We start from the raw sequence: 23,733 nt of genomic DNA, 5'->3' as shown, positions 1-23,733 counted from the left end.
TTTATTTTTTTAATTACTTTCAATCACTTGCCCCACTCCACGATAAAGCTTGATAGGACCATCGAGTAACACAGCAATCACAGTGATCTGTTCATCCTGCACACGTTCGGGAATATCGATATAGAGGTTTCCCGGCACCTCACTCCAATAGTTCTTGTTATAAACCTTGTATGGCAACATAGCTCCGTTGCCCACTACCCATACACGGTTCACCTTATTGACAAGCCCTTTCACCTCAATCGGGCCGTTTGGCTTATAAGGTAAGTAAAGGTAAAGAATATCGCCTGCTTTATTCAGTGTGGTATACCCTTGAAAATGCTCACATGGAATACCGGCACGCGTCTCGTAGATAGCTTCCTTATGCTTCTTCGTCCAACGTCCGAACTCTTTCAGAACAGCAATCTGTTCAGCAGGAATAGTTCCATCTTCTTTCGGTCCTATATCCAGAAGCAGATTACCACCCATGCTGAGGCAATCGACAAAAGTACGCAGCAGCATGAACGGAGTTTTATAATTGGTATCAGCATGTTGATAGCCCCACGAATCGTTCATGGTCATGCAAAGTTCCCAATATTTATCTGCAGGGCGAACCACAGGAACTCCTTGCTCGGGTGTGGCATAATCACCATATCCCTGAATACGGGAGTTTACTATAACATTCGGATTAGTGGAACGCAGCAAATTGATGATCCCTTTCGAATCCCAGGCTTCAGCGGTTTGTTCCCAGTCTCCATCGAACCAATAAAGATCGGGCTTCCAGGTTTTATTCAGTTCAGAAAGCTGTCCGAAATTGAAGTTAACAAACTTAGCCCAACGATCCGGATCGTTTTTGTAACGTACTTCCGTGCGGGTTTTATTAGGATAATCGGGATGCGACCAGTCGAGCAACGAATAGTAAAATCCAAGTTTTAATCCTTGTTTGCGCACCTCCTTCACAAAAGGAGCAATCAGGTCGCGCCCGGCAGGAGTGCTTTTCACGGTACTCAAGTCACCCACCTTCGTATCCCAAAGAGCTACACCATCATGATGCTTGGTAGTGATGACGGTGTAACGCGCGCCACTTTCCTTAATCAGTTTCACCCATTCCTGAGGATTGTAGGCCGATGCCGTAAATCCTTTCTCCTGAGCCATGTACTCTTCATAAGGAAGGTAATTGTTGAAAAATGACCAGCTCTCAGATACTCCGTTCACAGCATAGATTCCCCAATGAATAAAGATTCCTAACTTGGCCTGGGAGAACCATTCCATTCTTTTCTCTTTCTGAGCAGCCGTTTCCTCAGTAGGAGTCGTTTGGGCGTTCAGCCCAAACCCTAAGAGAAACAAGGCAATAAGGGTAATGATCAATCGGTTGTTTTTCATTTTATTTTAATTATGTTTTGTCTCAATTAAGGCAAAGATAAAATTTCTATCTTGAAATACAAAATAAAAGGAAAAACATAAAAATTGAACCGCACATCCTCTGCCTATACCACAATCCGGACCGAATCCGGAATCAGCACCCTGAAGTTTTCATATATTATTTACATTTCAAGCTTCATTAAAGTCTATTTCGTATTGGAAGTACTCTAACGCATCCCAAGAAAGTAAGTCCGGTCTATTTTCAATTCAAACGTAGTTCCTATTTTTTAGTAAGACAAACCGTGTGCGAAAACAACATTTATTGTGTTCGATAACGCATTTATTCTTCCTTTTATAAATATATCATAAAATAATCTCTGAAAGTATGAAAATAAGTAGCCAATATCATTGGATAACATCAAATAATGCGTATTTTTGGCTCCGAAACAAAACCGGAAAATTTTAAATCAAATAGTATGAATACACTCCAAAACACTGTGGGGAAAATGACAAACTACAGATGGACAATTTGCGCCATGTTATTTTTCGCGACAACAATAAACTACCTCGACCGCCAGGTGCTATCGTTGACCTGGGATGAATTTATCAAGCCCGAGTTTCATTGGGACGAATCACATTACGGCATTATAACTTCTGTGTTTTCCATTGTATATGCCATTTGTATGCTTTTTGCCGGTCGGTTTATCGACTGGATGGGTACTAAGAAAGGCTATCTCTGGGCTATCGGTGTATGGTCGGTAGGTGCCTGCATGCATGCATTTTGTGGAGTTGTGACCGAAGAGTATGTAGGTATGCATAGTGCAGCCGAACTGATAGCGGCCACAGGCGATGTAGTGGTAATACTCGCCACTATAAGCATGTATTGTTTTCTGGTTGCACGCTGCATCCTGGCACTTGGTGAGGCGGGTAACTTTCCGGCTGCCATTAAAGTAACGGCCGAATATTTCCCGAAAAAGGATCGGGCGTATGCCACTTCCATTTTCAATGCCGGTGCCTCTATCGGCGCTCTGATTGCTCCTTTAAGCATTCCATTACTGGCCAAAGCCTGGGGATGGGAAATGGCGTTTGTTATCATCGGTGCCCTCGGTTTCATATGGATGGGGTTCTGGGTATTCATGTATACAGCTCCTTCTAAAAGCAAATTCGTAAACAAAACAGAACTCGAATATATCGAACAAGACAAACAGGAGAACGGAACAATACCCGCAAAAGAAGATAAGGAAAAGAAAGGCATGACTTTCCGGCAATGTTTTATGTATAAACAAACCTGGGCTTTTGCATTCGGCAAGTTCATGACGGATGGAGTATGGTGGTTTTTCCTCTTCTGGACACCCTCCTACCTGAGCACTCAATTTGATATAAAAACCTCCGAAGGATTGGGTCGGGCACTGATTTTCACTCTTTACGCAATTACAATGCTGTCCATCTATGGTGGAAAGATTCCCACGATTATCATTAATAAAACGGGACTAAACCCGTATGCAGCCCGCATGAGAGCTATGCTGATTTTCGCCTTCTTCCCTCTGTTGGTACTACTCGCCCAACCACTGGGAACCATCTCCCCCTGGCTTCCGGTTATCATGATCGGTATCGGAGGTGCTGCCCATCAATCCTGGTCCGCCAATATATTTTCTACTGTAGGTGATATGTTCCCCAAAAGCGCTATCGCCAGCATTACCGGTATCGGCGGCATGGCAGGTGGAGTGGGTTCGATGATTCTCCAGTATTCAGCCGGTAAGCTGTTTGTACATGCAGATATAACCCAAATGGTATTTATGGGCTTCATCGGTAAACCGGCCGGGTACTTTATAATTTTCTGCATCTGTTCGGTAGCCTACCTCGTTGGATGGATTGTGATGAAGGCATTGGTTCCCAAGTATAAACCCATCATATTGGATTAAAACAAGCACATAGCAGACTGAAATAAAGAGTTAATTCTTCACCCCCTGTTCAGGAACGAAGAATTAACTCTTTATTTACTTTCCATGTATTTTGAAGGAGGTACACCAAACTGTTCCGTAAAGTGCTTTCTCAACGTCCGGGCATCGCTGAATCCTACCATTTCGGAGATTTCCTGAATGGAATAACGATTTTCCATAATCAATGAAGCAGCTTTACTTACCCGTATACTTCGAATCATATCGACTACAGATAACTCACTACGCTGCTTTACCTTCCGGTACAAAGTGGGCTGGCTCATGTGAAGTTGCTCGGCCAGCATCTTGACATTAAAATTATCATCAGACAGATTCTTCTCAATCACATTAATAAGTTTCTGCATAAATACGTCATCTGCCTCTTCATCTTCAGCCGGCTCCTGCTTCAACATCAAAGCTTTGGTATAAATCCGTTTCAAGCGTTCGCGTTGAAGAATCAGATTCTCCACTTTCGCTTTCAACACTTCCGGATTGAAAGGCTTCATCATATAGTCGTCCGCCCCGCTACGAGAACCTTGCAGTACATCTGCATCTTCTGCCCTGGCTGTCAACATCAGGATAGGAATATGGGCTGTCTCTTGTCGTTCGCGTATCTCCCGGCAACAAGCAAATCCGTCTTTGACTGGCATCATCACGTCCGAAATAATTAAATCGGGAATTTCTTTTGTGGCAACTTGAATACCTTCTTCACCATCGGCAGCCTCAAGTACCGTGTATTTTGCTACAAACAAGGAACGGATATACTGACGTACATCTACATTGTCTTCAATAATCAGAAGCGTTTTTTTAGTGACCGGAACCTCCCCTTCAGTGTTTTCCTGTACGGACAAGGGTTGAAATTGCGGCTCCATTTCATGTTTATGATAATCCACCACTTCGTATAAGTCACCGATAAAATGAGATTTACCTTCCGGTATCAATAGAACAAACGTAGAACCTTTCCCAGGTTCACTATCAAGAGTGACTTGTCCATGATGCAGATCCATCGTATTTTTCACAATCCGCAATCCAATACCGACTTTGGTCGAAAAAGCCGGTGAATTATCGCCGGTGATGAAAGAATCAAAAATACGTTTTTGCAATTCATCCGGAATTCCCGCTCCCGTATCTGATACTGTTATCCGGCAAAAACCCTTTCCATCCCGCTCCATGCGGGTCAGAGAAAGCAAAACTTCTCCGTTTGGCGAAGTATATTTAAAAGCATTGGATAACAGGTTACTGACTGATGAAGTTATTTTCTCCGTATCAATCCAGAGATAAACAGGATCATCTGGGAGGTGTACATTGAACGTAACCCCATTCACTCCTGCCATTTGGCGGAATGACTCAGCCACCTCCTTTACTAATCCTACAATATCCGCCTCTGATAAACGGAGTTTCACCATTCCGGCTTCTATTTTCTGTACATAGAGTAATTGATCGACCAGCGTATGCAGGGAAGCTCCGTTTTTATACATGGTATATAGTTTGCTATATAACGGATCGGAGGCTTTAATATACTGCAACAGCTCTTGTAGAGGTGAGAGAATCAAAGTCAATGGAGTACGCAATTCATGTGCGGCACTTGTAAAAAAGTTCTCGCGCTCCATCCTGATCTGCCGCTCCTTTTCACGCTCCAGATTTACCGTCAATAGTTCATGCTCCATTCGCATCTCATGTTCCATGCGCCTCTGACGAAGTTTAACCAAACGGATCAAATAAGCCACTATTCCAACTAATAATAAGAGAATTAATAATCGGAAAGGCAATGTACGACTCCAATGTGGCAAAATATGTATCTGGAGCAAAGTCACCTTTCCATTCCTTCCGTCAGGATAGATACTTTTCACCTCAAATGTATAATCTCCCTCTGGCAAATTTGTATAAGCCGCTTTCTCTCCATCGTTAGAAACCAACCATTGCGTCTGATAAGGCAATAAGCGATAGTTATATTTCTGCTGCTCTTCAGCATAAGAAAGATTATTGAAAGTCAAAGCGAAATCACGATTCTCATTGTTTAAAGTAACCGAACCTGTATATGAAATACCTTCTTTCAACACTGTCTGCTCGTTGATTTTATCACCAATCCCAACAGAACGGTTATCTACTTCAAGTTCTGTAATAAAAACTTTATCTCCAGCAAGACGCACATCTACATTATCCGGATTAAAATAGGTAAGTGATTTATTATTGCCGAAAAATAACGTTTTATCGGCGAGCAACGCAGAGCGGTTACTACCACTGATATAATAATTATAGAAAAGATGTTGATGCCGACTGTAACGAGAAACGCCCGAATTACTTCCCAGCCAAATATGCCCTCGGTGGTCTTCGACCAGGCATCCGATGAAATTACTACACAACCCGTCCCGGGTCGTATAGTATTCTCGTATCGCATCTGTTTTTGGGGAAAGAATGGCAAAACCATCCATATAGCCCACATATACATTGCCATCGGAAGAAACCAGCAAAGAACGGACTGAACTATTTTTAATATTCGCAACCTTTTCATAGCCTATTTTTATGCTCATCTCACCTTCGGAATCGAGCTTCAGTTTACAGACTCCTATATTACTTGTGCCCAACCAGATTGCTCCATCCTTCGTTCCGACAATAGCCCGCACGTGAACCTTGGTAGAATCCTTAAAGGCCTTCTCAATTGAGATTTTCTGGGAGACCCCGGATTTAGTGTTCAGCTTCCATACTCCATTATTGGTACCTATCCATAAACATCGGTCAGCATCCATATACAATGCCCATACTGCGGCTACATTAACTCTTCCCTTGTCTTGTAAAGATCGCAGCCGAAACTGCCCGGTCGCTCCATCATAAAGAGTCAATGTCCCATCACTGTTTCCAAACCAGAGCGAACCCCTATTGTCTTTCATGGCACAAAGGACAGTATTTTTTTTCCGGACTTCAGGAGTGCCGACAGTAATGAAACTCATTCGTCGTCCCAGTTGAAAAGGTTGCTCACTTTTCATAATACCTTGATGGAAAGTAGCCATCCAGACATATTTCCTGCCATCCATGACAATACCACAAACTTCATTATGCCTCTCCTGATGAAACTGGTTATAAAACTGTGACCTCAAATCAGAATACATCACTCCCCCTCCATTCGTACCTATCCAGACAATGCCATTGGGATCATAATAGGCTGATATCATTCTCGTCTCCAAACTCCGGTGAAGTTGCGAAGCTGTATTATTGTATATTTCAGTAGTCATCTTTTCCGGGTTATCTTTATCTTGTAATAATAAAGTATACCCACTCCAAGTTACAGCTAAATAACGATCGTTTTTAATAGGGACAACCCGAAAAACATCAGTATGTGAAAGACTGTTTTCTTTATTATTTTCCTGATAGGTAATTCTGTCTGCATGCCCGGAAGCAACATGATAACGTAAAATGCCCTGCCCGACAGTAGAAATCCAGACGATTCCTTTATCATATAATACAGAGGTTACATCCCAAACTTTATTTCCCCATAAAGACACCTTTTTAGACTGCTCCAAAGATTCAGGGCGAAACAAAATTAAAGTTCCCCGTCCCGTAATTAGACATAAGGTTTTCTGACTGTCAGCATAACACATTGCGTAAAAACTATCAGTAGAATCAATCAGGTCTTTATACTGTTTCTCACATTCTAATTTTATCAGAACAACCTCTCCCTTCTCATTCTTGACCTCTTTCTTTGTATATAAATATAATGTATGCCCTGAAAACGCCCAAAAAGAGTTGTTTTCTGCAGGCATGATGTGAGGGATACATATACGACTATGATCTGTTGCATGAACAACCGGTATAAATGTCTCTGTTGTCCGGTTAAAACAATATAAAATATTTCCGGCAATGACTCCTAAATATTGATCGGACATTTCTACGATCTCCTTCACATGCATATATGCCTGTGAAGGAGAGAAATTCTTTATTGACTTACCGTCATAACGGCTCAAACCATTATTAGTCCCAAACCACATAAACCCATCCCTATCTTTATAAATTGAGGAGATGGTATTATCTGCCAATCCATCTTGCATAGTTAGCAGACGAATATCTTTATCAAAAAAAGCATAACCGGAAACAATCGGGTAACTACATACAAACAGAATCAGTAAAAAGAGATTTAGCTGCTTCATCATAATATCAATTTACTGCAAATAAACAAAATAAAGACTAAACATACAAAAGAGATTTGAAAAAAACACGCCATTGAATTAAACGTGTATGCTGAATGATACAAGCGTGTCCCTCCGCAATCTGCCAATCCCAGTAAATTTGCCATGTAATTAAACCTTATGTATAACTTTAAATAAGAAACGAATGAAAAAAATTTCAATCTTATTCATGTTGCTGCTCGGCATCACTTCATTGCATGCACAGCAATTCAACATTACGGGTACTGTGATTGACAAAAAGCTCAATGAGCCAATCATCGGTGCCACTGTTCAAGTAAAAGGGACAAACAACGGAACCGTCACAAATCTGGATGGTGAGTTCGCCCTAAAAAATGTTGCAAAAGGAAGTGTATTAAACGTGTCTTATATAGGATACGTAACTCAGTCAATTTCCCTCAATGGTGCCCAAACATCTTTCAGGATTGAATTAAGTGAGGATTCAAAAACACTTGATGAAGTAGTGGTAGTCGGTTTTGGTACCCAAAAGAAAGTAAACTTAACCGGAGCCGTTGCCAGTGTAGATACCAAAGCACTGGCTTCACGCCCGGTATCACAGGTGGGACAAGCCCTGCAAGGAGTAGTTCCGGGATTAAACCTGTCCACCCCTGATTTAGGAGGACAGTTGGGACAAACAATGAACGTAAACATCCGTGGAACAGGTACCATTGGTAAAGGATCAAGTGCCTCACCACTTATCTTGATCGACGGAATGGAAGGTAACATGAACAATCTGAATCCGGAAGACATTGAAAACATCTCTGTACTAAAAGATGCCGCTTCTTCTTCCATTTATGGATCACGTGCCGCATTCGGTGTTATCCTGATCACCACTAAAAAGGGTAAAGCGGGTAAAATGCAGGTAAACTACAACAACAGTTTCCGCTATTCCGGACCAACTAATCTTCCTAACCAAATCGATTCGTATCGCTTTGCCAATTATTTCAATGAAGCATCTATCAACCAAGGTGGTAGTGCAATATTTGATGAAGAGACCATAGACCGTATCCAGAAGTATATGGTAGGTGAAATTACAACAACTACCATAGCTAACGGCAACAATTGGCATTTCCACGAGAAAGCCAATGATAACGTAAACTGGTGGAAAAAGCATTTTCAATGGGCCTGGTCAAATGAACACAATATCAGCCTGAACGGAGGTACAGAAAAATTGCAATACTACGTTTCGGGCAGTTACCTGAATCAGGACGGTAACCTCCGTTACGGTAACGATAATTACAAACGCTATAATGCAACAGCAAAAGTAAATGCGCAAATTAATAAATACGTAGACTTCAACATAAACACCAAATTCGTTCGTTTTGATCTTGACAATCCTATTTACCTTGAAGAAGGTGGACTCCTTTATCATGATATTGCCCGCATGTGGCCTATGATGCCTTTTAAAGACCCGAACGGCTATTATATGAGGAATGGTAAACTCAGCCAATTGACTGACGGCGGACGTGCCAAAACACACAATGACAATATTTACCTTCAGGGACAATTGGTGATTCACCCTATGAAAGGTTGGAATATCTATGCAGAAGCAGGAATGCGGGTTATCAACCAAAATAAACAAACAAACCTAAACCCCATCTACGAGCACGATGTAAACGGTAACCCGTTGGCATTGGCTTTCAGCGGCAGTTATTCTCCAGGATCCTCTTTTGCACGCTCAGCCTACCAAAATAGCAATTTTTACACAACGAGTGTATATACTGATTACACATTGCAAATAAAAGACCATTACTTCAAGGCATTGGTCGGAATGAATACCGAAGAATATATTTATCGCGAACTCGCAGCCCAGCGTCCTGATGTAATCAGCAGTCTTGTTCCGGAAATCAGTGCAGCGACAGGAGAAGACAAGATTAATAGTTCCAAATACAATGACTGGTCCACAGCCGGATTCTTCGGACGCCTCAACTATGCTTATAAAGACCGTTATATGGCTGAAGTAAATGTTCGTTACGACGGTTCTTCCCGCTTCTTGAGAGATCAGCGCTGGAACGTATTTCCTTCTTTCTCTTTAGGATGGAATGTAGCCCGTGAATCATTCTTTGAACCAATCAACGATATTATTGGCACACTGAAACCTCGTGTTTCATGGGGTATGTTAGGTAACCAGAACACAGACTCTTACTATCCGTTCTATCTGACACAAAGTGTAACAGCCAACGGTGGCAACTGGTTAATGGACGGCAGCAGACCAACAACAGCCGGAGTTCCCGGAATGGTCAGTAGCACACTTACATGGGAGAAAATCTATAATACCAATTTCGGTATCGATCTCGGCATGTTCAACAATCGTCTGAACATGACTTTTGAATACTTCATCCGCAGAACCAAAGATATGGTAGGACCGGCAGCCGAAGTAGGTGCTATTTTAGGAACTTCACTACCCAACACCAACAATGCTGAATTAAAAAATAAGGGATGGGAACTACAGGCTAACTGGAGAGATAATATCGGAAAAGTAAACTATAATGTAGGATTCAATCTTTCTGACAACCGTGCCAAAGTCATTTCATATCCTAACGCTTCTAAAGCTCTGTGGGATGCAAACGGCAACGCCCTTTATTACAATGGAATGACTATCGGAGAGATATGGGGATACGAAACCGAAGGTATTGCCCATACAGATGCTCAAATGACGGAATGGTTGGCTAACAATGACCAAAGTAAGATAGGTTCTGCCTGGGGAGCAGGTGATATTATGTACCGGGACCTCAATGGCGATGGCGTAGTAGACAAAGGAAATAGTACAGCAACAGATCATGGTGATTTAAAGAAAATCGGGAACAGTACTCCCCGCTTTCGTTTCGGATTGAGCTTAGGAGCTGACTGGAAAGGCTTTGATGTCCAGATGTTCTTCCAAGGTGTCATGAAACGTGATCTTTGGTTGAGCGGTCCGATGTTCTGGGGAGCAGACGGTGGCGAGTGGCAATCTGTAGGTTTCGACGAACATCTCGATTATTTCCGTCCTGAAAACACAACTTCTATATTCGGAGCAAATGTCGATTCATACTATCCCAAAGCATATCTGGGTGATAAAGGAAACAAAAACAAGCAGACTCAAACACGCTATTTGCAGAACGGTGCTTATATGCGTATGAAAAATCTGCAAATCGGATATACATTCCCCAAAGCCTGGATGAATAAAGCAAAAATTGAAAAGCTCCGTGTTTATGTCAGCGGTGAGAACTTATTTACAATTAGTGGTATCGCCGATATGTTCGACCCTGAAGCAACTGCCGGTAACGGATTCAGTAACGGAAAGACCTACCCATTGTCAAAGACTATTTCATTTGGTTTAAATATAACTCTTTAAAAAGCAAGTATAATGAAAAAGAATCTATTATATATTTTTAGTTTAGCAAGTGTTTTATGCTCTTGCAATGATTTTCTCGATAAAGAGCCATTGGATGCCGTACCTACCGACAAATATCTGTTGGCAGAAAGTGATTTGGCGGCTTATTCGGCTAATTTGTATGACCAACTTCCATCCCACACTCCGGGACAATACAGTATGGGAGTATTTGCTACTGATAACAACAGTGATAACCAAGCTGCAAGTAACCCCAACAGTTCGTTTGTAAAAGGAGAAACTCGTGTAGCTCAAAGTGGTGGCGCCTGGGATTTCGGTAAAATTCGAAATGTAAATTACTTCATCAACAAAGTACGCCCTCGCCTGGAAGCTGGCGAACTAAGTGGAACGGAAGCTAATAACATGCATTATCTGGGAGAGATGTATTTCTTCCGTGCTTACATTTATTACACCAAGTTAGTTGCTCTCGGAGACTTCCCTATCCTAAAACAATGGATTTCGGAAGACTATGAAACGGTCAGGGAAGCAAGTAAACGTCGCCCGCGTAATGAAGTGGCACGCTTCATTTTACAAGATCTGGATTCTGCTTACTATTACATGAAAACAACTGCTCCTATGAGTAACCGTCTAAACAAAGATTGTGCTGCTTTATTGAAAAGCCGTGTAGCTCTCTTCGAAGGCACTTGGGAAAAGTATCATAAAGGAACTGCCCGCGTTCCGGGAGGCCCGGGATGGCCAGGAGCAGAAAAGGATTATCTGAAGGATTTCACGATTGACATCGATTCTGAAATCAAATTCTTCTTGACAGAGGCAAAAGAAGCCGCCCAAATTGTTGCAGATAAGTATCCGTTGTTCAATGATTATCCGTCACTATTCAACAGCCAATCATTAAGCAATGCTTCGGAAGTATTACTGTGGAGAGCTTATGATGCCAGCCTGACTCCTTCTGTGAATCACTTCGTAGTAGGATATATTCAGCGTAATGGAGGAGGTAACACCGGATGGACACGCAGTATGATGCAAACTTACCTGATGGAAAACGGATTACCTATTTATGCCGGCAATTCCGGTTATCAAGGAGATAAATCTTATGAAGCAGTTGCAACCGACCGTGACCCACGTCTGACATACAATACTTTATTACCTGGTGATCTATTATCAGAAGGAGGCAGCAATATCGAATATCTGGTCAAAGGATATGGCTATTATTACCGTGCACCAATTGTACTTGGACAGAATGAAAACAAATGTCCTACCGGCTATTCTGTAAAAAAAGGACTGACAACAGATGCTGCACAAGGTCCGACTCTGCCTTCAACTACAGCATGCGTTGTATTCCGGGCTGCAGAAGCATACCTGAATTATATGGAAGCAGATTATGAACTGAATAACTCACTCGATGCCAACAGTGATAAATACTGGAAAGCCCTCCGCAGCCGCGCAGGAATGGATACCGATTATCAGAAAACAATCAATGCGACAGATTTGAGTAAGGAACTGGATTTTGCCCGCTATTCCGGTTCAGAGTTTGTATCAAACACTTTGTATAACATCCGTCGGGAACGCCGTATTGAGTTTGCAGCCGAAGGGCTTCGTCTGAACGATCTGAAACGCTGGCGCTCACTGGATATGATGCAAAATTATCATGTTGAAGGATTCGATTTGTGGAGCGAAAACTATCAACGCTACACAACTCCCAATCCGGCACCAACAGCAGACGTCACTCTCTCTGTTATTAACCTGATAGAATCAGGGAACGCCAATGCCAATGTGTCAGCAAAATCAGAAAGCCAGTACCTGCGTCCTTACCGGATTAATACAAATAACATAGCCTATAACGGCTATAACTGGAACCAGAATAAATACCTGAATCCGATAGCCTTCGACCACTTCCGTCTGACAACAGCAGAAGAAGGGTCTACAGACTATACCACCTCCACAATTTATCAAAATCCGGGATGGAAGATAGAAACCAGCAGTCTCCCCGATGGAGATTAGTTTTCAGTAGATTAGATATCCGATAACCAACAGGACCTCCTCAAAAAAGTGCGGGGAGGTCTTGTTTCTTTCACCAAAAATTGTATTTTTATAGAAAAGATGTAACTTTACAGCATTATGAAAAAGATTATCCCTCAAACACTGCTTACCTTGCCTATCTTGGCCACAGGACTACAGGCACAGGAAAAGCAAACTCCCCCCAATCTGGTCTTCATTATGGCCGATCAATATCGAGGAGACGCAATGGGATGCATAGGCAAAGAGCCTGTACAAACCCCCAGTTTAGACCAACTTGCTGCCGAAGGTATCAATTTCACCAATGCTGTCAGTAGCTATCCGGTGTCATCGCCTGCGAGAGGAATGTTGATGACCGGTATGTACCCCATCTCCAGCAAGGTAACCGGTAACTGTAATTCTGCCACAGCCCCGTACGGAGTGGAACTCCCACAAGACGCCCGGTGCTGGAGTGATGTACTTAAAGATCAGGGATACAACACCGGATATATCGGAAAGTGGCACCTGGACGCCCCTTACAAACCCTACGTAGATACTTACAACAACCGCGGAAAAGTGGCATGGAATGAATGGTGTCCGCCCGAACGTCGCCACGGTTTTGAACATTGGATAGCATACGGAACGTACGACTATCACCTTAAACCCATGTACTGGAATACAACTGCCCCACGGGACAGCTTCTACTACGTCAACCAATGGGGACCGGAATATGAAGCAGATAAAGCCATCGAGTACATCAACGAACAAAAGAACAAGAAACAGCCGTTTGCACTGGTTGTATCAATGAATCCGCCCCACACGGGATACGAACTGGTACCGGACCGATACAAAGAGATATACAAAAATCTGGATGTAGAAGCTCTCTGCAAAGACCGTCCGGATATTCCGGCAAAAGGCACGGAAATGGGAGACTACTTCCGTAACAACATCCGCAATTACTATGCCTGCATCACAGGGGTAGACGAAAATGTAGGACGCATTATCGAAGCATTGAAACAAAATCATCTGTTCGATAATACCATCGTGGTCTTCACTTCCGACCATGGCATCTGCATGGGTGCTCACGAAAATGCCGGAAAAGATATTTTCTACGAAGAATCAATGCGCATTCCGATGATCATCTCCTGGCCGGATCAAATCAAACCCCGCCGGGATGATAAACTGATGATTGCCTTTGCCGACCTATACCCTTCTCTACTTTCTATGATGGGATTTCAAAAGGAAATACCCTCTACCGTACAGACATTTGATTTGGGCAACGCAATAATAACCGGAGAACCGAAAGAGATTGTTCAGCCTTACTACTTCGTGAAATATGACAATCACGCAACCGGCTACCGCGGGCTACGTACCGACCGATATACTTACGTGGTTCATGCCACCGATGGTAAAATCGATAAAGTGATCCTTTTCGACCGTAACAACGATCCGTATGAAATGGACAACATAGCCAACCAACAACCCGAACTGATACGGAAATTCAGCCGGCAGTTGCAAGCATGGCTTACCCAAACCAATGATCCATTTGCAAATTATATAACCCCTTAACCACCATGAACAAACTTAATTACACCCTACTCTTACTCTTTTTTTCTACCTATTGTGTGGCTCAACAAAGTAACATTCCCGTGCCCAAACCTCTTCAAATGAAATGGCACGAGGCTGAAATGGGAGCTGTGTTCCACTATGACCTTCATGTATTCGACGGAATACGTTATGGACAAGGCAACAACCGTATCAACCCGATAGAAGACTACAACATCTTTAATCCGACCGAATTGAACACTGACCAGTGGGTACAAGCAGCCAAAGCCGCCGGATGCAAATTTGCCGTACTTACCGCAACCCACGAAACCGGTTTCGGGCTATGGCAAAGTGACGTAAACCCATATTGCCTCAAAGCTGTGAAATGGAGAGACGGAAAAGGAGACATTGTCCGTGATTTCGTAAACTCCTGCCGCAAATATGGATTACAACCCGGAATTTATATCGGTATCCGTTGGAACTCTCTGCTGGGTATTCATAACTTTAAAGCCGAAGGAGAAGGTGAATTCGCCCATAACCGCCAGGCCTGGTACAAACGCTTGTGCGAAAAGATGGTGACAGAACTTTGCACCCGATACGGTGACCTTTATATGATCTGGTTTGACGGTGGAGCAGATGATCCCCGGGGAGACGGTCCGGATGTAGAGCCGATAGTCAATAAATATCAGCCCAATTGCCTCTTCTACCATAACATAGACCGTGCCGACTTTCGTTGGGGAGGTTCTGAATCGGGGACAGTGGGATATCCTTGTTGGTCTACCTTCCCGGCTCCCTGCTCACATCACAAAAGGATAGAAAGCAATGTCAACCAACTTGAGTTGCTGAAGCATGGTGACAAAGACGGAAAATATTGGGTACCCGCCATGGCCGATACTCCCCTGCGAGGAGCTAACGGACGTCATGAATGGTTCTGGGAACCGGATGACGAAAATAACATTTATTCGCTGGATGTGTTGATGAATATGTACGAGAAGTCCGTCGGACGTAATGCAACCCTGATTGTCGGACTGACTCCCGATCCGACCGGCCTGATTCCCGCAGGTGACGAACAACGCCTCAAAGAGTGGGGTGAAGAAATCAACCGCCGTTTTACTTCACCTCTGGCACAGACTTCAGGACAAAAGAAGAGCCTGACTCTGAACCTGAAATCCAAGCAACCGGTCAATTACTGCATTATTCAGGAAAACATAAAAAACGGAGAACGCATCCGCCAATATAAAATCGAAGCTAAAGTAGACGGGAAATGGAAAACCGTATGTACCGGAGAATCCGTAGGGCACAAGCGGATCGAGAAATTCGATTCCATTGAAGCAACGGCATTACGGCTGACAGTGCTGCAATCCATTGCCCTGCCCGACATTACAAACTTCAGTGCTTTCTCCGTAAATTAACCACAAGAATGAAGAAACATTTCATCATGAGTTTGCTTGCTTTAGCGGGTATGGTCTTCTCCGGAACGACCATACTCGCACAAAGCACGTTTATCTATGAAAAAGGTAAATCGTTCAAAGATGTAAATGCCTGTCAGATTCCGGAACCTCTCCGGATTGACGGGACATCTGCGCCGATCATGTACACAGAAACAGTTCCCGACAATCAATCTACTCTTTGCTACAACATTCAGCTGCCTGCTTATGTACGAGGTGCATTTTTCAGCAGAGACTCCCGTCCCGGCGACTTCGAGTGGCCTAATAACACCAACCGGCTCTTGCCCTGGATGTTCGGTCGGTTGAAAGACCTTACACAGGAAAACTACCCCGGTATTCCTTCAAATGCACGTCCTTCCACTTTGGGAGACGCATTGTTACTACAACTGGCCGATGGCAATTACCTCTTCGTAAAAGCTCTGTCCGGAGATAATAGTCTCAGTTGGTTCCAGATAAACAAAGACGGTTCCCTGAACCTCTATGTATCCACACTCGGATGCGACCGCCTCTCGGGTAAAGTGCCGGTAGCATTAACTCAAAATGCCGGCAGCATTTATCAGGTACTCCGTCAGGCTTACGAAACACTGATAGCAGACCATAAAACTTCCGCACTGCAAAAGCGTACGGACAAAGAGTATTTCGAAGCACTGAATTACCTCGGATGGTGTACGTGGGAACATTATCACTACGATATTGACGAAACTAAAATACTGAATGATCTCGATGCCATCGAAGCGTCCGGCATTCCCGTACGCTACGTACTGATCGATGACGGGCACATAGCCAACAGACAACGCCAACTGATGAGCTTTGTTCCCGATCCGAAGCGTTTCCCTAACGGATGGAATAAAATCATGGCTCGCAAGAACAAAGACAGAATCCGCTGGATGGGATTATGGTACGCCCTTTCAGGATACTGGGCAGGAATATCTTCCGACAATGACTTCCCGGCAGATATAAAGCAAAGCCTCTACACGTTCAACGGGAGCCTGTTACCCGGCAAAAGCCCCCGGAACATCGATAATTTTTACCGGTACTACGTACGTTCGCTAAAGAACAACGGATTCGATTTTCTCAAAATAGACAATCAGGCGTTCACCTTACCTCTCTATATGGGTGGGACAGAAGTTGTCCGGCAGGCTAAAGAATGCAATCTGGCACTGGAAAGGCAGACACACGACCAACAGGTAGGGCTGATGAACTGCATGGCACAAAACACTCTCAATACTGACCATACATTGTATAGCGGAGTAACCCGCGTCAGCATCGATTACAAAAAGTATGATGAAGACATGGCTAAATCCCATCTTTTCCAATCGTACACCAATACCCTGTTGCAAGGACAGACAGTGTGGCCGGATCATGACATGTTTCATTCCAGCGACACGATCTGCGGCAGCCTGATGGCACGATCGAAAGCCATCTCCGGCGGACCGGTTTATCTTTCGGATTCACCGAAAGAATTTGTCAGTGAAAACATCTTCCCACTGATTGACAACAACGGAAAGATATTCCGTCCGGCAGCACCTGCCATACCGACTCCCGAATCAATCCTTACCAACCCGTTACAGGATGGAAAGGCATATCGGGTATTTGCTCCCACGGGAGATGAAGCAGTAAGCATCATCTGCTACAATCTGAACACTTCTTCCAAATACCGGGAAGTGACAGCCGGAATTGCCAAAGAAGATTATCTGTTACGAGAAACCCTTACCGGAAAACCGGACATGACCTCCTCCGGACGGATACTCCTGTTCGACTGGAAGGCCCGGACAGCCACCGAACTGACTTCGGCATATCCCGTGAAACTTGAAGGATTTACAGACGAGCTGTTCCATTTATGCCCCATCCGCAACGGTTGGGCCGTAATCGGCATACAAGAGAAGTATCTGTCTCCCGCAACCGTAGAGATCCTCTCCTCCACACCGGACCAACTGACCCTCAATGTACTTTGCCCCGGAACCTTAAAAGTATGGGCAGAGACTTCCGGAGGACAGGAACTAAGAAGTATCCGGATCAAAACTCCCGGAGAAATAACCCTCAAAAAGTAATACTCTAAATATATATCACGATGAATAAGAAACTAATCATTCCCCTCGCACTGGCTCCATTGGCTGCCCCGGCTTTGCAAGCACAGAGCCAACAGTCCGACGGACGCACGGACACACGTCCCAACATCATCCTTTTCATGGTGGATGACATGGGGTGGCAGGATACCTCGCTACCTTTCTGGACACAAAAAACGCACTATAATGAAGTGTACGAAACCCCTAACATGGAACGTCTTGCCAAACAAGGCGTAATGTTCACGCAGGCCTATGCCAGCAGTATCAGTTCGCCTACCCGCTGCAGCCTGATTACGGGAACGAATGCCGCCCGTCACCGGGTGACAAACTGGACCTATCCCAAAGGTCAGCAAACAGACCGTCCGAGCGATGTATTCAACGTAGCGGACTGGAACGTTAACGGTGTTTGTCAGGCCCCCAACATCGACCATACTTTCCAGGCGACCTCGTTGGCAGAAATTCTGAAGGACAATGGCTACCACACGATTCATTGCGGAAAAGCACACTTCGGAGCAGTGAATACTCCGGGAGAGAGTCCTTATCACATGGGATTTGAAGTAAACATTGCCGGACATGCAGGAGGCGGACTGGCCAGTTATCTGGGTGAAAACAATTACGGAAACCGGACGGACGGAAAGCCGAATCCTTGGTTTGCCGTTCCGGGACTGGATAAATACTGGGGAACAGACACTTTTGTAAGTGAAGCACTGACTCTGGAAGCTATAAAAGCACTGAACCACGCCAAAGAGTACAATCAGCCTTTCTTCCTTTACATGGCACACTACGCCATTCATGTTCCCATCGATAAAGACAAACGTTTCTACCAAAAGTACATCGACAAAGGACTGACTCCTAAAGAAGCCGCTTACGCCGCCCTGATTGAGGGTATGGACAAGAGTTTAGGCGACCTGATGGACTGGTTGGATAAAAACGGAGAAGCAGACAATACCATCGTCATCTTTATGAGTGACAACGGAGGATTGTCCAGTGAACCGGGATGGCGTGACGGCAAATTACATACGCAAAACTCTCCACTCAACAGCGGCAAAGGTTCTGCTTACGAAGGCGGTGTGCGCGAACCGATGATCGTACGTTGGCCCGGTGTAGTGAAACCGGATACCAAATGTGACAAGTATCTGATTATCGAGGATTTCTATCCTTCCATTCTTGAGATGGCACAAGTGAAGCATTACAAAACTGTTCAGCCGATTGATGGTATCAGCTTTATCCCGCTATTAAAGCAGACAGGCGACCCTTCGAAAGGACGCAGCCTGTACTGGAACTTCCCGAACCATTGGGGTAACGACGGTCCGGGTATAGGCCCGACTTGTACGGTACGTAAAGGAGACTGGAAGTTGATTTATTATTATGACAGCGGCAAGAAAGAGCTGTTCAACATTCCGCAAGATATAGGTGAAAAGAATAATCTGGCAGCCCAGCATCCGGATATCGTAAAACACCTGTCAAAAGATCTGAGTAACTATCTGCGTAAAGTCGGCGGACAACGCCCATCGTTCAAAGCCACCGGAAAACCATGCCCCTGGCCGGACGAAATCAAATAAGCGCGCGAATAGACGCAACTTTATAAAAGAGGAAAACTGAAGCCCCGTAGAACCTTCAGTTTTCCTCTTTACTTATTAAACAATAGACAAAACAGCTTCCGCCTTATCCACTATAAAATCAGGACAGAACGATTCAAGCTCCGTACGGGGGCGGAATCCCCACGTGACTCCACAGGAAGTAACCCCGCTATTGATAGCCGTCTGCATATCTACTCCCGAATCGCCGATATACAATACTTCTTCTTTCGGCACATCGGCTATCTGCAGGATATCATATACCACAGTGGGATCCGGCTTTACCTTCACACCTTCACGCTGGCCAAATACGGCAACGAACCGTATCCCGGGGAAATAATGTGCAATCAGTTTCTCGGTGGCTGCCTGATATTTGTTGGAAGCCACGGCCAATTTGTGACCTTTATTCTGCAATGCTTCCAGTAATTCCGGAATTCCCGGGTAAGGACGACTCTCGTCAGCATTATGCCGATCGTAGTGCAAAAGAAATTCTTTACGGACACGGAGCACATTCTCTTCCGTCTTCTCTCCTTCGGGCAATGCACGCTCAAACAACTTATTGATACCGTTGCCCACCATAAAGTTATAGGAAGCAACTTCGTGAGTAGGGTATCCCAAAACTTGCAAAGCATGATTCGTACTATGTGCCAGATCGGCGATGGTATTCAATAAAGTACCATCCAAATCGAATATTATCAGTTTTTTCATCTCTTTATATCTCTATGTTTACGACAAAGATACGGATAATCCAGCGCTAACTTTACTGTCATCCCACCGACAAGCTTTATAATAATTGTTAACGGGAAGACGACAGTGACAAAAAAGGGATTGAATTTTGAGGGATAAGGCTCTTATACACGTATTTATTAGTAACTATCTATTTATTCTGATGCTTTAAAAACACATCTGTATGAAACAGCCGATAAGACAACGATTAGAATCATTGGACGCTTTAAGAGGACTGGACCTCTTTTTTCTGGTGGCATTAGGCCCCTTGTTAAGAACTTTAGTCAGAGCCATAGACTCTCCCCATCTGGATGGAGTAAACTGGTGCCTGCGACACGTCGACTGGATCGGCTTTTCCCCGTGGGATTTAATCATGCCCTTATTTCTTTTCATGTCCGGAATCTCTATCCCATTCGCTCTATCCCGATTCAAAGGGGAGGCAGACAAGAGTAAACTGATCTATCGGTTATGCAAGCGAGTACTGTTACTCTGGATTTTCGGCATGATGTGCCAAGGTAACCTATTGTCTTTTGATCCCGATCATCTGTATCTGTATACAAACACTCTGCAATCCATCGCTACGGGATATATTGCTGCTGCCTTATTGTTTCTCTATACCGGCAGAAAAACTCAAATCGTTCTCTGCGTTGCATTGCTACTCATTTATTGGGCTGCCATGAAGTTCATCAGCATCGATGGCTACGGAGGTGGCAATTATACTCCCGAAGGTAATCTGGCAGAATGGATCGACCGGACTGTATTGGGACGTTTCCGGGACGGAGCTTCCGTAGAAAACGGAACCATCATTTTTGCTGAAGGTTACTATTATACATGGATACTGAGCAGCCTGAATTTTATAGTCACTGTAATGACCGGATTGTTTGCCGGTTACATTGCCAAAGATGCAACAGAAGGTAAACATAAGCTTCGGTTGTACTTTGGCATCGGTGCAGGCATGGTTCTCGCAGGCTGGACATGGGGACTCGTATTTCCAGTTATCAAAACCATATGGACCAGTTCGATGGTACTGGTCAGCAGTGGTTATTGCTTCCTGCTGATGGGACTGTTTTATTACTGGATCGATTATAAACAACACCGCTCTCACCTGACGCTGCTGAAAGTATATGGAATGAACTCTATCCTCGCCTACTTGCTGGATTGCATCTTCGATTTCCGATGCATAGGAAATTCACTGTTTTATGGGCTCGAACCTTATATGGGTGCCTACTATCCTGTATTAATTTCTTTAGTCAGCATATCTATCGTATATGTCATCTTATGGCTGCTCTACCAACGCTCCATCTTTTTGAGAGTATAGAGAACTAAGGACAATAACTTCGTTGACAGGCCGACACCGCTATCATAATATTTGTTAACAGGGATACGGAATCAGTTCGGAAAACTTCTTTTTCAAAGAAAATATTTTAAGTTTGTGAAATAGCAACCCAAAGGGAAGAATATGAACTTAAAAAAGGAAAGGAGATGCCTATGGGATCAAAGAAAACTGACTTAATGCGTATTTCATATTTTGTAGTCATCGTGATACTGGTATGCCTGATAGGTAACCTCAAAGATCTTTGGCTGCAATCGTGGACCGACCTGATCATCTATCTGATAGTTCTGTTTGCCGCCGCCGAATGTTTGTTCAGTACGTTCGCACGTATCCGTGCCGCCGGAGAGCGGAAACAACCCCGTTGGCTGACTTCTGTCTCCTTGCTGATTTACGGAATCTTTTTCTTCGGAACTCTATTTTTTATCGGAGATTTCTTAATAAACAAGTTATGATAAAAAACAATCTATTCAAAGGGATGTGCCTGTTATGGCTACTGCTGGCGGCAACCCCTGTATTGCAAGCACAGGATCGTATGCAACAGGCATCCGAACTGCTCGACCGACTGATTGCAGGTAAAGGAGACAGTGTGTATGTGCATCTGGACGATAACATCCGGAAAATGCTTTCCGTTGAAATGCTGAACGGACTATTCAAGCAATTGGAACAACAAGTAGGTAAGTACCAGTCGCACGGAGAGTGGAAAAACGAACAAATAAACGGTATGACTATTTATTACTGCGACGCTAAATTCGAACGTATTCCACTACGTTTTCTCACAGCATTCAATCCGGACGGAAAGGTGAATACCATTCGTTTCGTACCTGTTCCGGCTACAAATGCCACTCCCCCGACAGCATCGGTACAAGATAAAATAAAAGAAACAGACATACAAATTTGTACGGGAAGCTTTAAGCTTCCCGGCACACTGACTCTTCCTAAAAACGGCAAAAACCTGCCGGTAGTCATTTTAGTACATGGCTCGGGTCCCAACGACCGCGACGAAACGGTAGGAGTCAACAAACCTTTCCGGGACTTAGCGTACGGATTGGCCGAGCGCGGAATAGCCGTGATCCGTTACGATAAGCGCACCAAAGTGTATGGAGCCGATAGCGCGCCTGCGGGCAAAGAAATTACTTTCGATGAAGAATCAGTAGATGACGCCCTTTCGGCAGTAAAGCTTGCCGAATCAATACCGACTATAGATCCCGGACGAATTTACATCCTCGGACATAGTCTGGGGGGAACTCTGGCTCCCCGCATCGCCCAATGTAGCGATAAAACTCCGGCAGGAATTATTTTACTCGCAGGCGCCGCCCGTCCGCTTGAAGATCTGTTCATAAGTCAAGTAAAATATCTCGCCTCTGCACTCCCATCCACAAACGATATTCAAAAAGACATAGCTCAGTTACAAAAACAAGTGGACAATGTGAAAAAGCTGGATACAGATACGTTCGATATCACCATTCCTTTACCCATGAATCTTCCACACGCTTACTGGGCATTTGCCAATCAATATAAGCCTTTGGAAGTAGTTCGCAAACTGGCTCTCCCCATACTCGTCCTTCAAGGCGAACGTGATTACCAGGTCACCATGCATGATTTCGATTTATGGCACACAGCTCTGGCAGGGAATCCCAAGGCAATGTTTAAAACCTATCCCCGACTCAATCATTTATTCCAGGAAGGAGAAGGTAAGTCAGTCCCCCTTGAATACAGCCGTCCCGCCCCTATTCCCGCTTATGTAATGGATGACATCGCAGCTTTCATCAACCACCCCCCAAAACGATAGTTACCGGATTCCTCTGTATCACCCGCATATCACGCACATACAGTGGCTAATCAGGAATAGGGGAATGAATAATCATCTCACCATTCTTTCAGAAACAGATGATAGTAGAAACAAGGATGTTTCGTTTATCCGTATAAGTACCTCTATGCCTCATTCTTGCAGGACAACCCTCCAATCATTTTAAACCGGATTCAGAGCCCCCGGTGCAACATTGCAACACAAAACCGGTGTCCGTTAGCAAAGCCTTAATATCATTGTGACTTTGACAAGTATCGTCTATAATTTCAAGCGGATAAATCAGAGTACAGAAAAACGAAGGAACGTATTATCCCTCTCGATATCAACAATTTCAAGACTTTCATTCTTTAGTAAGCAAAAGGTTTGATTTAACATTATGTTAAAACAAGTCTTTTGTCTGCAAAGAACAAGCCTTTTAAATGCAAAACACTTGTTCTATGCAAACAGGAAGAAAA

At 44.0% G+C, this 23,733-nt stretch carries 13 protein-coding genes; 10 read left to right on the top strand and 3 right to left on the bottom strand.

Translation table 11 applies throughout. The features are described from left to right. Nucleotides 1-9: 9 nt before the first annotated feature. Nucleotides 10-1,359, bottom strand: coding sequence for an alpha-L-fucosidase (locus ISX59_RS12745; RefSeq protein WP_175636831.1), 1,350 nt, complete (start codon nucleotides 1,357-1,359; stop codon nucleotides 10-12). 455 nt (nucleotides 1,360-1,814) lie between these two features. On the opposite strand from ISX59_RS12745, the gene ISX59_RS12740 reads away from it, so the two are divergent. Beyond that, nucleotides 1,815-3,260 (top strand): MFS transporter, encoded by a 1,446-nt coding sequence (locus ISX59_RS12740; RefSeq protein ID WP_175636830.1) that lies wholly within the window; start codon nucleotides 1,815-1,817, stop codon nucleotides 3,258-3,260. 71 nt (nucleotides 3,261-3,331) lie between these two features. Here ISX59_RS12740 and ISX59_RS12735 read toward each other — a convergent pair whose 3' ends face one another. After that, nucleotides 3,332-7,417, bottom strand: a complete 4,086-nt coding sequence (locus ISX59_RS12735; protein WP_175636862.1) for a two-component regulator propeller domain-containing protein — start codon at nucleotides 7,415-7,417, stop codon at nucleotides 3,332-3,334. A 184-nt stretch (nucleotides 7,418-7,601) separates the two neighbouring features. Here ISX59_RS12735 and ISX59_RS12730 point away from each other — a divergent pair, with 184 nt between their 5' ends. The 6 genes from ISX59_RS12730 (at nucleotide 7,602) to ISX59_RS12705 (ending at nucleotide 19,397) form a co-directional block, all read left to right on the top strand. Further along, nucleotides 7,602-10,787 carry a TonB-dependent receptor gene (locus ISX59_RS12730; protein ID WP_175636829.1) on the top strand — a complete coding sequence of 1,062 codons (3,186 nt, stop codon included), beginning with the start codon at nucleotides 7,602-7,604 and terminating at the stop codon, nucleotides 10,785-10,787. A 12-nt stretch (nucleotides 10,788-10,799) separates the two neighbouring features. Continuing rightward, nucleotides 10,800-12,782 (top strand): RagB/SusD family nutrient uptake outer membrane protein, encoded by a 1,983-nt coding sequence (locus ISX59_RS12725; RefSeq protein ID WP_175636828.1) that lies wholly within the window; start codon nucleotides 10,800-10,802, stop codon nucleotides 12,780-12,782. A gap of 117 nt (nucleotides 12,783-12,899) precedes the next feature. Continuing rightward, the gene (locus ISX59_RS12720; RefSeq protein WP_005810232.1) at nucleotides 12,900-14,345 is read left to right on the top strand and encodes a sulfatase; all 1,446 of its coding nucleotides are present in this window, start codon (nucleotides 12,900-12,902) and stop codon (nucleotides 14,343-14,345) included. Between the two features lie 5 nt (nucleotides 14,346-14,350). After that, nucleotides 14,351-15,733, top strand: a complete 1,383-nt coding sequence (locus tag ISX59_RS12715) for an alpha-L-fucosidase (RefSeq protein WP_175636827.1) — start codon at nucleotides 14,351-14,353, stop codon at nucleotides 15,731-15,733. An 8-nt stretch (nucleotides 15,734-15,741) separates the two neighbouring features. Next, on the top strand, nucleotides 15,742-17,820 hold the full coding sequence (locus tag ISX59_RS12710) for a Sip1-related alpha-galactosidase (RefSeq protein WP_165016896.1): 2,079 nt from the start codon (nucleotides 15,742-15,744) through the stop codon (nucleotides 17,818-17,820). Nucleotides 17,821-17,840: 20 nt separating this feature from the next. Next, nucleotides 17,841-19,397, top strand: coding sequence for a sulfatase (locus tag ISX59_RS12705; protein WP_175636826.1), 1,557 nt, complete (start codon nucleotides 17,841-17,843; stop codon nucleotides 19,395-19,397). A gap of 75 nt (nucleotides 19,398-19,472) precedes the next feature. On the opposite strand, the gene ISX59_RS12700 is transcribed toward ISX59_RS12705, so the two are convergent. After that, nucleotides 19,473-20,120: an HAD family hydrolase gene (locus ISX59_RS12700; protein WP_005775598.1), complete on the bottom strand. Its 648-nt coding sequence runs from the start codon at nucleotides 20,118-20,120 to the stop codon at nucleotides 19,473-19,475. Nucleotides 20,121-20,322: 202 nt separating this feature from the next. On the opposite strand from ISX59_RS12700, the gene ISX59_RS12695 reads away from it, so the two are divergent. The 3 genes from ISX59_RS12695 to ISX59_RS12685 all read left to right on the top strand — a co-directional run bounded on the left by ISX59_RS12695 (nucleotide 20,323) and on the right by ISX59_RS12685 (nucleotide 23,260). After that, the gene (locus ISX59_RS12695; protein WP_005775597.1) at nucleotides 20,323-21,456 is read left to right on the top strand and encodes an acyltransferase family protein; all 1,134 of its coding nucleotides are present in this window, start codon (nucleotides 20,323-20,325) and stop codon (nucleotides 21,454-21,456) included. Nucleotides 21,457-21,626: 170 nt separating this feature from the next. Further along, the gene (locus ISX59_RS12690) at nucleotides 21,627-21,923 is read left to right on the top strand and encodes a hypothetical protein (protein WP_032531193.1); all 297 of its coding nucleotides are present in this window, start codon (nucleotides 21,627-21,629) and stop codon (nucleotides 21,921-21,923) included. Next, the gene (locus ISX59_RS12685) at nucleotides 21,920-23,260 is read left to right on the top strand and encodes an alpha/beta fold hydrolase (protein ID WP_005818455.1); all 1,341 of its coding nucleotides are present in this window, start codon (nucleotides 21,920-21,922) and stop codon (nucleotides 23,258-23,260) included. Before ISX59_RS12690 ends, ISX59_RS12685 begins: the two co-directional genes overlap by 4 nt. The last annotated feature ends 473 nt before the right edge of the window (nucleotides 23,261-23,733 follow it).

This window comes from Bacteroides sp. FSHCM14E1 (genome assembly GCF_019633785.1).
GTDB classification, from domain to species: domain Bacteria; phylum Bacteroidota; class Bacteroidia; order Bacteroidales; family Bacteroidaceae; genus Bacteroides; species Bacteroides hominis.
This window is presented reverse-complemented; position numbering and strand designations above follow the sequence as displayed.